The organism is Yersinia sp. SCPM-O-B-9106 (C-191), from assembly GCF_026183365.1.
In the GTDB taxonomy this organism is placed as follows: domain Bacteria; phylum Pseudomonadota; class Gammaproteobacteria; order Enterobacterales; family Enterobacteriaceae; genus Yersinia; species Yersinia rochesterensis.
Map to the genome: position 1 here is coordinate 1,066,906 of NZ_CP110791.1, position 13,135 is coordinate 1,080,040.

A 13,135-nucleotide genomic window follows, 5' to 3' on the forward strand; every position below is an offset into this window, starting at 1 on the left:
ATCCTCATGGGCCTCTCGCCGATGGTGTGATCTACCACAAACCCACCTGATTATCAGACCCGCCGACAATGGCGGAATGAAAACAAAAAAGCCGACCCACTCACGTTTAGCCATCCTCAATTCGACCTTATCCGGTTCGAATGACGGCTGGTATCAATTGCTGCCCGCCGGTCATTTCAGCGCTCGCGATGGTCGCCCTGATGACGTGGCAAGTGGCACCTGGTTTATGGATGCCGCAATTGCTGAAGCCTTTATCCAGGCCACGGTAGCCGTCAATCAGCCGGTACTGTTCGATTACAACCACGTCACCCTCAAACAAGACGACGATGCCACCGCCGCCCGCGAAGCCATTGCCGCTGCCTGGCTGAAAAATCCGCGTGAAAATATGCAATGGCGTGACGGTCAAGGGTTGTATGTACGCCTCTCCTTTACCCCGGCCGCACAGGCCGCCATTGATGCGAGCGAATGGGCCTACCTCTCTGCTGTTTTCCCCTATGACGAACAAGGCTATCCGCTGTTCCTGCGGATGGGTGCATTAACCAACGACCCCGGTCTGACCGGCATGGCCTCACTTGCCGCCCTCGCGGCGCAATCTCTGATAGATATCTCCCCGGAAAAGGTAACCAACAACATGAATGACTACATTCGCCAACTGTTAGAACGGCTTGGCATTGAACTCCCCGACGATTTGGACTCACTCACGGAAGACGGTTTGGGTGAGCTGTGGCAACAAGCGCTCAGTGCGCTGGATACCATTCTGACGGCGGCTGAAGTGGCGGTGGATGCATCGTCGGCCATTGAAGACGCGGCTAATCCTGAAGATGCCCTCAGTGATGTGTTGGACGTGGTGGACGGTGCAGCGACAGATATCGTTGAAGCCGAACAGATTTTGGAAGAAGCCGCACTGAATGGCGTGGACTTGACCAAATTTGTCCCGGCGAAAGCCTATCAACTGCTGGCGCGTCGTGCCGCCGTGCTGTCGGCCCGTTCACGGGGCGGCAATGTGGAAACGGTTATCCAGAATGCCCGCCGTTCGGGGCGTGTCACTGCCGCAGAAGTGCCTTATCTGCGTGCGCTGGGTAAACAGCACGGTGTGGCTGAGCTAACCGCAGCCATTGGTGGCCGCAAGCCTGTCGTGGCCTTAAGAGCGCGTCAGACTAACGGCCTCAGTAAGCCGCCTGCCCGTTTGGCCGTTCTCTCCGCTGTGGAAAAAGACGCTGCCCGCCTTCAGGGATTAACTGAAGCGGAATACCTGAAACGCAAGAAAGGAGCCGCTAAATAATGGCTATCGTGACCCCCGCACTGATTAAGGCGCTGTTTACCGGCTGGAATGGTGACTTCCAGAACGGTCTGGATGGTGCAGCCAGTCAGTATGAAAAAATCGCCACCATTGTACCGAGCACCACGAAATCCAATACCTATGGCTGGCTGGGTCAGTTCCCCGGTATGCGAGAATGGATTGGCGATCGTGTCATTAAAGATATGCAGGCACACGGCTATCAACTGGTTAACCGTCCGTTTGAAAGCACCGTCGGCGTAAATCGCGATGATATCGACGATGACAACGTGGGTATTTACGCCCCGCTGTTTACCGAAATGGGCCGCGCGGCAGGTGTCCAACCTGACGAACTGACATTCGGTGCGCTGTCGCAGGGTTTTGACACCCTGTGTTATGACCGCCAGAACTTCTTTGATACCGACCATCCGGTCTATCCAAAAGTGGACGGCACCGGCACTGCTGTCAGCATCAGCAATATCCTGTCAGCTGAGGGGTACACCGGTCAGCCATGGTTCGTGCTGGACTGCTCCCGCGCCATCAAACCGGTCATCTTCCAGAACCGCAAATCACCCGAACTGGTGGCGATGGATAAGGTTGATGATGAAGATAATTTCATGCGCAAGCTCATCCGTTACGGGGTCGATACCCGTTGCGAAGCAGGCTATTCCTTCTGGCAATTGGCGTATGCCGCTAAAGCGCCGCTCAATGCCGACAATTTGTGGCAGGTCATTCAGTCTCAGCGTTCGATGCGTGCTGATGGGGGCCGTCCGTTGGCCATTCGTCCCACTCACCTGGTGGTTCCACCGTCGATGGAAAAACTGGCCACGCAGCTCCTTGAGCGTGAACTGACCGTTGACAGTGAGGGCGGCACCGTTAGCAACGAAATGAAAGGCCGTCTGGAGTTGATCATCGGTGACTATCTGTAAGCCGAGACAAACCCGTTTTAATGCCCTTTTAAACAGGGTGAAAACCCTGTTTAAACCTTATTTAAGGAAGTTGGATGTCATGCCAAACCCAAATGAAACGAGTATGGAACACGTCGATATGGTCGGCGTTAGCGTGGTCAATACGGCACATAACGGCTATCGCCGGGCGGGGTTTGTTCTCGCCTTGGGTGACAATGTTTTGCCGCCGGTCACTGCGCAGCAGTGGCATGCATTGGAAGCAGACCCGCGTCTGTCTGTGTCGGTTATCGCGGCAGCTACGGACGATTTGCCGTCGCGGGGGCTGGACGATTCCGTACTACCTGACGTGGTAGGCGTACAACCCACCCGTGCCGAACTGTTGTTGGGTGCGGTGATGTGCGCCGAACTGGAAACCGACCCTCTGGTTTTCTATACCAAAAGTGGCACGCCGCGCATGGATAAATGGCGTTCGCTGGTCGGCGATGACCTGACTGCCGAAGAGATCACCCTGGCATTGACGGGAGACGCACAAGCATGAGTTACGCCACCCTGACCGATATTTACAGCCGTTACAGCACGGGTTCCCTGCATACCCTGGTGGACAGCAAAATTGATAACTGGGGCGACCTGGACGAAGCGGAACTGACTATTGAGCGGGGGCGCTTGATCCAGATTGCACTGGATGATGCCGCCGCGACTATTGATGGTTATATCGACAGCCGGGCCACGTTGCCGTTAAAAACCGTGCCACAGGTATTGGTCAGGGTGGCTTGTGTGCTGGCCCGTTTTGCCCTTGAAGACGGTGCAGCAACGGATAAAGCCACCAAAGACAGTGAAGACGTATTACGGCTACTGGAGAAAGTCGCCGCCGGGGATATCAGCCTAGGCCTCAGTAAAGAGGCCGAGCGTCCCGACGGTGGCGATGTGGCCATGATGAGCAGCGCGGGCAGTGTCTTCAGTCGCGACAAATCCAGAGGTTTTATCTGATATGGCGGTTCCTGTTTCTGTGACCACCGAAATCTCTGACGCACTGCTTGCCGGTATCCGCCAGTTGTTTGGCAAAACCTTACGCAAGGTGGAGACCCATCCGGGCCAGTGGAGCGACAGCGCCGTTAAAACCATTATCAACACGGCCCCCGCTGTTTATGTGGCGTGGTTGGGGGGCCGTCCAGGCACCATCCGCCAGACGATGGTCAGTACCTGGGGGATATTTATCAGCGCTCAGGTGTTGAATGGTCGTACCCATGATTCACCTGGTATCTATCAAATCGTTGAGCGTCTGACTGGCTGGCTGCACGGGCGACGACTTGATCCGGCGGGTCGCTTTGTGCTGACACAGGCGGGCAACCTGTGGAGTGATATCCAGAGTGCGGGCGGTGTGGCGGTCTACGGTCTGTATTTTGAGGCACCGCAGCAGTTGCCGGATGCGATTGACCTCAATGATGACGATATCGGTGACTACGCCACCCACTACCAACAATGGGCGGAGCCTGCCGGTACGCCGGAGCAAGAGGCATTTATTTCCCTTCCTATCCAGGATAAACCACATGACTGAGTTACATCTCAAACCGGCCCCAGGGCTGATGGTTCGTGACCCTGATTCTTACGAGCCATTAGCCGCCAAGGGTGAAAAGAAACCGCGCACCGGTTTTTGGTTGCGCAGACTCAAAGACGGCGACGTCGTGACTGTGACTGCCGCCGCTGAAACCGTCGCACCGAAGAAAGGAGCCGATAAATAATGGCCATTTCATTTACCGAAATCCCGAACAATGTTCGTGTGCCGCTCTGTTATATCGAGTTCGATAATAGCGCGGCGGTCAAGGGCACTCCGCAGGCATTGCATAAAACCTTGCTACTGGGCTTGCGACTGGCAGCCGGTAGCGTTCCGGCGGGTCAACCCTTCCGCATCACCTCCGCCAGTGCTGCCGAAGACGCATTTGGTCGTGGCTCGATGCTGGCCACAATGGCCAGCGGCTTTATTCAGGCCAATGCCTACAGTGACCTGTGGGCCATTGCCATTGATGACGATGAAGAAGGCGTCAAGGCCACCGGCACGGTCACCCTGTCCGGTGTTTGTGCCGCTCCGGGGCAAATCGCGCTGATGATTGCCGGCACGCCGGTACGGGTGACCGTGTTGGCCGGAGACACCGCCGCCGCGATGGCCACCAAAATCACGACGGCCATCAATGCCCGTAAAAACTTGCCAGTGACGGCGGAGTCCGCCGAGGGTGTCGTGACGCTGACTGCCCACTGGAGCGGTGCCACCGGCAATGATATTGATATCCGGGTGAACTATTACGACGGTGAAATGCTGCCATCCGGTGTGGGCTGTATCTGTAGCGCCATGACAGGTGGGGTCGGTAATCCTGACCTGGCCGATGCTATCGCGGCCTTTGGTGATACGTGGTGGAATTACCTGGTTAACCCGTTCACCGATACCGCTAACCTCGACTTGCTCAAGCTGGAACTGGTGAGCCGCTGGGGGCCACTGCGTCAGATTGATGGCCAGTGCTTTATGGGGTTCCGTGGCACCCACGCGGTGACAAGTACCTTTGGTACTCAACGCAATGACTATCTGTTCTCGACTGTCGGTACGGGGATAGTGCCGCAACCGCCGTATCTTTGGGCTGCAACAATTGCTGGGGTGGCGGTTGCCTCGCTGAGTATCGACCCCGCCCGCCCGTTGCAAACCTTGCAATTGCCCGGACTGCTGCCGCCGTCAATGGGTGAACGTTGGGCGTTGAATGAGCGCAACCTGTTGCTGTATGACGGAATTTCAACCTACAGCGTGGCGGCGGGCAATGTGGTGCAGATTGAACGTTTGATCACCATGTACCGTGAAAACAGCTTTGGTGACCCTGACCCCAGTTATCTGGATGTGGAAACCATCGCCACCTTGTCTTATCTGCGCTATTCCACCCGCACCCGTATCACGCAAAAGTTCCCGCGTCACAAGCTGGCCAGTGACGGTATTCGGGTCAGTCCGGGACAAGCCATCGTTACCCCGGCAGTGGTGAAAACCGAGTTGCTGGCGTTGTTTACTGAGCACGAGTGGGCCGGGCTGGTTGAAGGGTTTGAGGACTATAAAAAATCGTTGTTGGTTGAACGTGATGCCAATGATCGTAACCGTGTGAACGTGCGTGATAATCCTGACCTGGTGAATCAGTTCCGGATTTATGCGCACGCTATCCAATTTATTTTGTAAAGGTGAGCTGAATGAGCAGTCCATATCAATACACCGGCGTGGCTTATGTCCGGGTGAACGGTAAAGAGTACCCCACCAAAGAAGGGGCCACCTTTACACCGGGTGGCATCAGTCGCCAGCCGGTGGTTGGTGCCCGTGTTTACGGTTGGCAAGGGAAACCGAAGGAGGCCAAACTCACTTGTACTATCCCGCAGGGGCTAGGTATTTCTCTGTTTTATATTAACGGCCTGGATGATGTCACGCTGGAGTTTGAAAGTGATACCGGTCAGCGGTTCATGATGGCCAACGCATGGAACACCGGCGAATCCACGCTGACGGACTCAGGTGACATTACCACTGCGTTTGATGCCCGTGAATCGAAGGAGATTTAAGTGATGAATATCCAGTTAATACATGGATTGTCTTATGGCAAAGGTGACGAAGACGTCAAGCAGTTTGACGTGGAGTTGCGGGAGCTGAATGCCGGTGACTTGATTGAGGCAGAACAGGCCAGCGAACGCATGGTCATGACGCCCAAAGGGCCAGCTCTGCTCTCCAGTCCAGCCACGATGGGCTATGAGATGGTACGCCGCAGCATTGCTCGCATCGGTGTTATTCAGGGGCCACTCTCGATGACCTTGCTGAAAACCTTGCATCAGGATGATTTGGAACTGTTACTGACTGCCACAAGCGTGCAGAGCGATGCAGCCATGGCGACGGTAAAACAGGTGATAGACGAGGGGCGATAGTCTGCGGTACGTCAAAAGCATCGAACGTACTGCCTTGCAAGTCGGCATTATCTTGAAGGGTGGCCCGGTTTGGGCGTTGGGCCTCCCGCTGTCAAAACTCACCCTTTACCAGCACTGGACGAAGAAGAAATAAATGGCCACTGAGAACCGCGCGAAATTCATTATTGACCTGGTGGGTAACGTGTCTCAGCGTGCCCGTAACTTTGGTAGCAGCATCCGGCAGTTAGGCGCTGACGGCAGTATGTCCATGCGCCTGTTGTCGCGTTCGGTTAGTGGTGCGAATGGTATCCTGGACAAGTTTGATAACAAACTGGTGGGATTCGCCACGGGCGGCGGTCTGGTCATGGCCGGTAAGCGCGTCGGTGAACAGAGCCAACTGCTCACCGAGCTGGGCACGCGCTACAACCTGACTGAAGATCAGGTCAATAGTTTTAATCAGGCGGTCTGGCAAACTGCTGGCAACCGCAAGACCACCTATACCGACTTGATCACCGCGACAGAGAAGTTTCTGGAGCGGACGAATGATGTTGATGGCTCCATCCAGCAGATGGATAACATCGCCTTAGCGATGAAAGGGATCGGGCTGAATGCACAAGATGCCGGGGATTTGGTCAGTGCGTTCTATACCAGCGGTACAAAAGACGTCAAGGCGATGACCCAAGCCCTTGACGGCCTTTCATCTGTTTCTCTGATTGGCACCGGCAACCTATCCGATCAGGTGCAGTCTGTGCCAGGCATCATCAAAAATACCTCATGGAAAAAACCTGAAGATATCGCGCAAATTGTCGGTATGCAGCGGCTGGCCAACTCGCAGTTTAATGATCCCTCTCAAGCGGCCAGTGCGACCAGTGACTTTTTTGACTCAATCAAAAACAAAGATAATCAAAAAATCCTGCGGCGAAATGGGGTCGAAGTTTATAAAGATAGAAAACAGGGTATCTATAAACCTCCCGCAGATTTAGCTCTGGAAATAGGTAAAGCAGCAAAACAGAAAGAACATAATTTTAAGGATATTTTTAACGGTAACGCCCTGCAAATGATGATGGGATTAGCCGATAAAGATAAGCAACAACAACTCAACGGGTTAATGAACCCGACGAATGTTAAAGACGGATTCACAGATGAGAAAGCATCAAAGAATATCCAGACGTTAAACAGTGCAATAACGTCGCTCACCAATGCTGGTGAGAAGTTCGCTCAACTTAAGCTGGCAAAACCGGTGCAAGACCTGGCCGATGCCATTAATGGCCTGTCCCCTGAAGAACTCGACAAATACACCGGTATTTTAGAAAAAGCCACCTATGCCATTGGTGCGGCAGTTGCTGCCCGTTATGCCTATCGGGCCGGTAAATGGGGTAAAGACTTGCTGATGGGGCCAGGTAAAAAAGGTGCTGGCGGTGGCGAATTGGGGGGCGATGGTTCGGTAGTGCCGGTCTATGTCACCAATTGGGAAGACGGCAACAGTAATAAAGACTCTGAAACGAGTAGTGGTGATAAATCTAATAAAGGGGGGTTGGTAGGTTCGGCAATCAAGACAGCTCAAGAAATCATGAGTTTTATGCCATCAGATGAAGAATCAAAACAACGAGTAGAACAGTTGAATGATGAGCTATACCCCGATGGCCGCAAGGCGAAACATACCTGGCTTCCTGCCCCGATTGATATTTGGTTGCAAGACCGTGACAAGCAACTCGAAGAGAAAGGCCCCACACCATCTCCTTATTCGCAGGGGAGAACACTGGGCGAGCAATGGAACCAGTCGCAAGCCGCGGCACCCACTGACCCTCGTGATTTTCGCCAGACCATTACACCACCGGAAGGCCAAATCACTGTTGAGCTGTTGTCAAAAGACAGTGGCTTACAGGTCAAAACTACTGAGGTGAAATCCAAAGGCGTCGATTTGCGGGTCAACACCGGCTACACCTACGGCGGGGGTATGTAATGGATATCACTGCGCTGTTTAACGATACCTCATGGCGGGGCCGTCTTGCTGACGGCAAAGGCACTTTTCGGGGTGTGCCGTTCTGGATGATTGAAGACGCAACACTGACGGGCGGACGTCGCATTGTGCGCCATGAGTACCCGTTGCGCGATGATGGCCAGACCGAAGACATGGGGCAAGCCCTGCGCCAGTATGCCTTTACGGCGGTGGTGTTTGGCGATAACTACTTTGACCTGCGAGATGCGCTGATTGAGGCTCTTGAGGCCGAGGGCGTCGCCGAGCTTGTCCACCCGAACTGGGGCACCTTAAACGTCCAGATAGAAAGCTATACGGTGCGCGAGTCCTGCGGAGCACAGGGTACGGCCATTTTTTCTATTACCTTTTCGCCAGCGGCGGATGATACGGCACCGATTGAGGCCGAGGATACGCAGCTCAACAGTGACAACCTAGCGGATAGCTTGTTGAGTGATGTCCAGTCAGCCTGGACAACTGCTACCGAAAAAATGGCAGACGCGGCAGCGGCGATGAATGAAGTGGAAAAAACGGTTAATACCCTGACTAACGGTGTGCGCGGGTTAACCTCCAGTTCGGGGGGCGCATCATTATTAGCGGCGGCGCTGGCATTAAAAGGGTCAATCAAAAACCTGATTAACACCCCAGGCCAACTCTTTGGTGACATGTTTGGTCTCATTAAAGGAATAGCCCAAACGGGCACTTCTGCGGTATCCAGCCGGGCATTGCAAAAAACGCTGGTCGGAGTACAGACACAATTCACCTCGAATGAACCTGCGGGTGCTCATATTCAACAGGTCATGAATACCGCAGTGACGACCTATATCGCGGCTGAACTGGCAGGGGTGACATTAGCGGTAGCAAAAGAAAGCGCGCAGGTGACTCCTGGCGGTGCAGCGTTAACGGGGGGCAACTATGGGCTGTCATTAACGTCCCCCTCCACGTCTGAGGCCAAAACCAGCACCAAGACCAGTGCTGAGGCTGATACCGAGACGAAAGCCGCCGCGATTGAAACACTGGAAGACAGCATTAAAGCGGTGACCGAGTTGGGGAATATCCTGTTGGACGCGCTAATAGACACAGGAGACATGGGCTGGTTTCAGTCATCCAATCAGGTGCGAACCTACCGTTTGACCTTTATCCAACACATGATGGCCACTGCGCAAAACTTGCCGACAGCCAGGGCCGTACACCTCACGGGAACAGAACCGGCGCTGGTTGCGCTGTACCGTCATACAGGTGACGTTCTCAATCTTGACCGCTTTATTCGCCGCAACGGTATTCGACATCCGGCCTTTGTCACCGGTGGCGTTGACGTGGAGATAATCAATGACACATCGCATTGAGTTGTATTTAGGCAACCGAATATACAGCGGCTGGAAAGAACTGAGTATCACCCGGAGTCTCGAAGAGGTCGCCGGGCAGTTTACGCTGGGCGTCACGGTGAACACCGGTGATTCGCCATTGGTATTAAAAGCCGGTACAGCCTGCAAACTGGAGATTAATGGTCAACGTATTATTACCGGTTACGTTGATACGGTTGAGATAGACGTCGAGGGAACAAGCCGCACCACGACGGTCACCGGGCGCGATAAAACCGGCGACCTGGTGGATTGTGCCGCGATACACGGCAAGGGGCAGTGGCGTAATGTCTCGCTGGCCACCATTGCTCAAGACGTCTGTCGTCCTTTTGGCGTGTCCGTTATCTGGCAGGTTCAACTACCCGCTGCTGCTGCAAAATTCAAGGTCTGGCAGATTGAGCCAGGGGAAACCGTCTTCGATATGTTGTCACGGGCCGCACGGCATCGTGGCGTGTTGATCACCAGCAACGCGAATGGTGACCTGGTTTTCACCACCGCCAGTAAAAACCGGGCGGGCACGTTAATTCTGGGGACTGACAGTAGCGATAAAAAAGCACCAGGCACTCGCATCTTGTCACTTAAAACTCACCTGTCATGGGCCGAGAGATTTAGTCTGTTTCGCGTCAAAGGCGGGTGCAGCGGCGGTGGGTTATGGGGGGAGACGCAAACAGCCAGTCAGTCCACTTCCGTGCATGTTGATGTGGTTGACCCTGATATCACCCGCTACCGTCCGACGATTATTATCGCCGATGACAACTTCACCAAAGACAAAGGTAACGCGCGGGGAAGCTGGGAACAAAAGCGGTCAATGGCCCATTCCACCACTGCCAGCGCCACGGTGCAGGATTGGTTTGATCAACAGGGTCAGCTCTGGTCACCCAATCAACTGGTGACCGTCAAGGCCACGGCGGCGGGATTATCCGAACAGGATTTGTTAATCACTACCGTTACCTTTGATTTAACACAAGACGGTGGCACGGTCACCGAACTGGAATTGATGCCCCGTGAAGGTTTCGAAGAACCGGCACAACCTGACGCGAAGTTCAATGATGGGCTATGGCGATGATAAGACAGATAAATAAAATCACAGCCAGTTTTCAGCGCCGTCTGCGTCTGCTTATCACCCGTGGTGTGGTCAACATGACCAACGACAGCCTGAAGACACAGAACCTTCAGGTGTCCATGATGGCTGATGAAACAGCGGACGATGTTGAACGTTTCCAGAACTACGGCCACAGCAGTGTGCCACCCGCAGGCAGTGAGGCCATTATTTTATCCGTGGGGGGGATTCGTCAGCATCTTGTGGCCATCGCCGTGGATGATAAAAACTCACGACTGGGCAGTCTGGAAGCCGGTGACAGCGCTGTTTATCACCTGGAAGGTCACAAGATTTTGCTCACCAAAGACGGCGTTATCAAGATTGTCTGCAAGCGTCTGGAGGTGGTTGCTGAAAACGAAATCCTGTTTGACTCACCCCAAACCCGCTTTCTCGGTGATGTTGATATTGTGGGACTCAGTAACGCTCGCGACCACCAATCCAATGGGATTAGTGGCGCTGGCCACATCCACCCAGAACATGATGGCTACAGCACCGGAGGGCCAAATAAATGACTGATATTGCGTTGATTTGGCAAACCGATAGCGCTGACATTGCCGTGGGGAACGCGGATATTCTGCTTGATGACTCACTGAGCACTGCCGTGATTATTTCCCTGTTTACTGACCGACGGGCGTTGGACTCTGATGTCTTGCCCGCTGGGCCGAATACAGACAAGCGCGGTTGGTGGGGCGATGCTTTCCAATCCCGACCAATGGGGAGTCGCCTGTGGCTGCTGTCCCGTGAGAAGCAAATGGCATCCGTGCTAACACGGGCCAAGACCTACGCCGCCGAAGCATTAAGCTGGCTGACTGATGAGCAGCATGTCAGACATGTGCAGGTTATCGCCACTGCGCCCCGACAAGGGGTGTTACATCTGGCCATCACCCTGACCCTCCCCAACGGCAGCACCGTCCCCCTGTCGTTTAACACCAATTTAAACGGTATTTAAATGGCGTATAAACCTCCTGCACTATCAACATTGCTGGCCCGTGGCCAGGCGGATATCGAAAGCCGTTTACCGGGGACTTTCGCACAACCCCGATTCAGTACGGCGGGAGCCATTGCGTTTGCCAATGCCGGGAATACCGCAGGGCTGCATCACCATTTAGCCTGGACATCACGCCAAATCATCCCGCACCTGGCCGATGAAGATAAGTTGTTAGAGCATTGCGAGTTTTGGGGTGTGTGGCGTAAACCCGCCGCGACGGCCGCAGGCTTCCTGACGGTGACACTGGTCAGTAATAGCGTTATTCCGCAGGGCACCCGCTGGCAACGCCCTGACGGTGTGCTGTTTGAATCAGTCGCCGAAGTCAGAGCCGGGGCCGGAACAGTGGCCGTCGCTGTGGTGGCACTTGACGCCGGGAAGAACGGCAATACTGCCGCTAACGTAGTGCTGGAACTGGTTTCCGCCGTGGCATTTGTTCAGAGCAAAGCACTGGTCAGCCAGACCACTATCAGTGGCGGTGCCGAACTGGAGAGCATTGACTCGCTGGGTGTGCGTCTGTTGTTCAGGGTGCAATATCCGCCATCCGGTGGCAATCAGTTTGATTATGTCCGCTGGGCACTAGAGTGTGCCGGTGTTACCCGCGCCTGGTGCATTCCTCGCTACCGTGGCTACGGCACAGTGGGCGTGATGTTTGTCCTTGATGAAGAGGTGAATATCTTTCCAACGCCGCAGGATATTGCCCGCGTCAAAGATTACCTGACCGCGCACATCAACCCTGTGACCAATCAGGTCGAGGGAAAGACCATCGGCGCTGAATTGATTGTTGAAAGCCCTAAACCTCTACCTTTAAATCCTGTCATCCGAATTGTCCCGAATACCGAAGAAGTAAGAGCGGCAGTTATTGACAGTTTAAATAACTATATTGCCACTCTTCCGCGCGGCGGTACGGCTCTGTTATCCCAGCTCAGGGCGACGATATCGAACGCCCCCGGAGAGACCGATAACACCGTTATTTCTCCTGTTGCAGACCAGTATGCAGCTGAGAATGAGCTGTTTGTTCTGGGGAATATTGCATGGCGATGACAGCGCAAGATTATCAGCAATCCGGGCTGAATCTGCTGCCGAATGGGAAAGCCTGGGCGAAAAAACCGGGCGGCGAGATGGCACAACTGATGCTAGCCACCGGTGAAGAATTTGCACGGATTGATAGCGTCAATGATGCGCTGTTGAATGAGATGCACGCAGACCGCGCCTTTATGTTACTGAATGATTGGGAAGACTTTGCCGGTTTGCCTGATTGCAGTCTTGACCGCGAAGCGACGATTGAAAGCCGTCGAAACGCACTCAAAACTAAGCTGACGATGGCCGGGAGTTTATGCCTTCCGTTTTATAAGCAACTTGCCGCCTCTCGCGGTTACAACATCACGTTAGTTGAGCAGTATCCACACCACTGCCTACGGGACTGTAATTATCCGATTTACCCCGAAGCGAACTGGTTTCGCGTCTTTGTTTATGTGGCCTCTACAATCACCCATTACTCGACTGTACTGGACAATTGCAAACAACGTTTACGGGTAGCGGATGCAGCAGACCTTGAGTGCTTGCTTGAGCGTTATGCCCCTGCTGAAACAGAATTCATCTTTATATACGAGGATTAA

16 protein-coding genes are annotated in these 13,135 nt (G+C 54.0%); all 16 read left to right on the forward strand.

Annotated elements, in window-relative coordinates:
- The first annotated feature begins 76 nt into the window (after window positions 1-76).
- On the forward strand, window positions 77-1,282 hold the full coding sequence (locus OP863_RS04855) for a phage protease (protein ID WP_099528875.1): 1,206 nt from the start codon (window positions 77-79) through the stop codon (window positions 1,280-1,282).
- Window positions 1,282-2,205: a Mu-like prophage major head subunit gpT family protein gene (locus tag OP863_RS04860; protein ID WP_099528876.1), complete on the forward strand. Its 924-nt coding sequence runs from the start codon at window positions 1,282-1,284 to the stop codon at window positions 2,203-2,205. The genes OP863_RS04855 and OP863_RS04860 overlap by 1 nt, the downstream gene beginning before the upstream one ends.
- A gap of 79 nt (window positions 2,206-2,284) precedes the next feature.
- Window positions 2,285-2,722, forward strand: coding sequence for an HI1506-related protein (locus OP863_RS04865; protein WP_099528877.1), 438 nt, complete (start codon window positions 2,285-2,287; stop codon window positions 2,720-2,722).
- Window positions 2,719-3,171 (forward strand): gp436 family protein, encoded by a 453-nt coding sequence (locus OP863_RS04870; RefSeq protein ID WP_099528878.1) that lies wholly within the window; start codon window positions 2,719-2,721, stop codon window positions 3,169-3,171. The genes OP863_RS04865 and OP863_RS04870 overlap by 4 nt, the downstream gene beginning before the upstream one ends.
- A 1-nt stretch (window position 3,172) precedes the next feature.
- The gene (locus OP863_RS04875) at window positions 3,173-3,739 is read left to right on the forward strand and encodes a DUF1834 family protein (RefSeq protein ID WP_099528879.1); all 567 of its coding nucleotides are present in this window, start codon (window positions 3,173-3,175) and stop codon (window positions 3,737-3,739) included.
- Complete coding sequence (locus OP863_RS04880; RefSeq protein WP_099528880.1) at window positions 3,732-3,923, forward strand: DUF2635 domain-containing protein; 192 nt, start codon at window positions 3,732-3,734, stop codon at window positions 3,921-3,923. Before OP863_RS04875 ends, OP863_RS04880 begins: the two co-directional genes overlap by 8 nt.
- On the forward strand, window positions 3,923-5,389 hold the full coding sequence (locus OP863_RS04885) for a phage tail sheath subtilisin-like domain-containing protein (protein WP_099528881.1): 1,467 nt from the start codon (window positions 3,923-3,925) through the stop codon (window positions 5,387-5,389). Before OP863_RS04880 ends, OP863_RS04885 begins: the two co-directional genes overlap by 1 nt.
- An 11-nt stretch (window positions 5,390-5,400) precedes the next feature.
- The gene (locus tag OP863_RS04890; RefSeq protein ID WP_099528882.1) at window positions 5,401-5,760 is read left to right on the forward strand and encodes a phage tail tube protein; all 360 of its coding nucleotides are present in this window, start codon (window positions 5,401-5,403) and stop codon (window positions 5,758-5,760) included.
- Between the two features lie 3 nt (window positions 5,761-5,763).
- Window positions 5,764-6,117, forward strand: coding sequence for a phage tail assembly protein (locus tag OP863_RS04895; RefSeq protein ID WP_099528883.1), 354 nt, complete (start codon window positions 5,764-5,766; stop codon window positions 6,115-6,117).
- Window positions 6,118-6,250: 133 nt separating this feature from the next.
- Window positions 6,251-8,059 (forward strand): hypothetical protein, encoded by a 1,809-nt coding sequence (locus tag OP863_RS04900; protein WP_099528884.1) that lies wholly within the window; start codon window positions 6,251-6,253, stop codon window positions 8,057-8,059.
- Entirely contained in the window at window positions 8,059-9,417 is a 1,359-nt protein-coding gene (locus OP863_RS04905) for a DNA circularization protein (RefSeq protein ID WP_099528885.1), read from the forward strand. The genes OP863_RS04900 and OP863_RS04905 overlap by 1 nt, the downstream gene beginning before the upstream one ends.
- Entirely contained in the window at window positions 9,401-10,498 is a 1,098-nt protein-coding gene (locus tag OP863_RS04910; RefSeq protein ID WP_099528886.1) for a phage baseplate assembly protein, read from the forward strand. Before OP863_RS04905 ends, OP863_RS04910 begins: the two co-directional genes overlap by 17 nt.
- Window positions 10,489-11,043, forward strand: a complete 555-nt coding sequence (locus OP863_RS04915; protein WP_245834982.1) for a phage baseplate assembly protein V — start codon at window positions 10,489-10,491, stop codon at window positions 11,041-11,043. The genes OP863_RS04910 and OP863_RS04915 overlap by 10 nt, the downstream gene beginning before the upstream one ends.
- Complete coding sequence (locus OP863_RS04920; RefSeq protein WP_099528887.1) at window positions 11,040-11,480, forward strand: phage GP46 family protein; 441 nt, start codon at window positions 11,040-11,042, stop codon at window positions 11,478-11,480. The genes OP863_RS04915 and OP863_RS04920 overlap by 4 nt, the downstream gene beginning before the upstream one ends.
- Complete coding sequence (locus OP863_RS04925) at window positions 11,481-12,560, forward strand: baseplate J/gp47 family protein (protein WP_099528888.1); 1,080 nt, start codon at window positions 11,481-11,483, stop codon at window positions 12,558-12,560. It begins immediately after the preceding gene.
- The gene (locus OP863_RS04930) at window positions 12,551-13,135 is read left to right on the forward strand and encodes a YmfQ family protein (protein WP_099528889.1); all 585 of its coding nucleotides are present in this window, start codon (window positions 12,551-12,553) and stop codon (window positions 13,133-13,135) included. Before OP863_RS04925 ends, OP863_RS04930 begins: the two co-directional genes overlap by 10 nt.

Coding starts and splice junctions, on each gene's coding strand:
- OP863_RS04855 (WP_099528875.1), top strand. CDS start 77: ATGAAAACAAAAAAGCCGACCCACTCACGTTTAGCCATCCTCAATTCG.
- OP863_RS04860 (WP_099528876.1), top strand. CDS start 1,282: ATGGCTATCGTGACCCCCGCACTGATTAAGGCGCTGTTTACCGGCTGG.
- OP863_RS04865 (WP_099528877.1), top strand. CDS start 2,285: ATGCCAAACCCAAATGAAACGAGTATGGAACACGTCGATATGGTCGGC.
- OP863_RS04870 (WP_099528878.1), top strand. CDS start 2,719: ATGAGTTACGCCACCCTGACCGATATTTACAGCCGTTACAGCACGGGT.
- OP863_RS04875 (WP_099528879.1), top strand. CDS start 3,173: ATGGCGGTTCCTGTTTCTGTGACCACCGAAATCTCTGACGCACTGCTT.
- OP863_RS04880 (WP_099528880.1), top strand. CDS start 3,732: ATGACTGAGTTACATCTCAAACCGGCCCCAGGGCTGATGGTTCGTGAC.
- OP863_RS04885 (WP_099528881.1), top strand. CDS start 3,923: ATGGCCATTTCATTTACCGAAATCCCGAACAATGTTCGTGTGCCGCTC.
- OP863_RS04890 (WP_099528882.1), top strand. CDS start 5,401: ATGAGCAGTCCATATCAATACACCGGCGTGGCTTATGTCCGGGTGAAC.
- OP863_RS04895 (WP_099528883.1), top strand. CDS start 5,764: ATGAATATCCAGTTAATACATGGATTGTCTTATGGCAAAGGTGACGAA.
- OP863_RS04900 (WP_099528884.1), top strand. CDS start 6,251: ATGGCCACTGAGAACCGCGCGAAATTCATTATTGACCTGGTGGGTAAC.
- OP863_RS04905 (WP_099528885.1), top strand. CDS start 8,059: ATGGATATCACTGCGCTGTTTAACGATACCTCATGGCGGGGCCGTCTT.
- OP863_RS04910 (WP_099528886.1), top strand. CDS start 9,401: ATGACACATCGCATTGAGTTGTATTTAGGCAACCGAATATACAGCGGC.
- OP863_RS04915 (WP_245834982.1), top strand. CDS start 10,489: ATGGCGATGATAAGACAGATAAATAAAATCACAGCCAGTTTTCAGCGC.
- OP863_RS04920 (WP_099528887.1), top strand. CDS start 11,040: ATGACTGATATTGCGTTGATTTGGCAAACCGATAGCGCTGACATTGCC.
- OP863_RS04925 (WP_099528888.1), top strand. CDS start 11,481: ATGGCGTATAAACCTCCTGCACTATCAACATTGCTGGCCCGTGGCCAG.
- OP863_RS04930 (WP_099528889.1), top strand. CDS start 12,551: ATGGCGATGACAGCGCAAGATTATCAGCAATCCGGGCTGAATCTGCTG.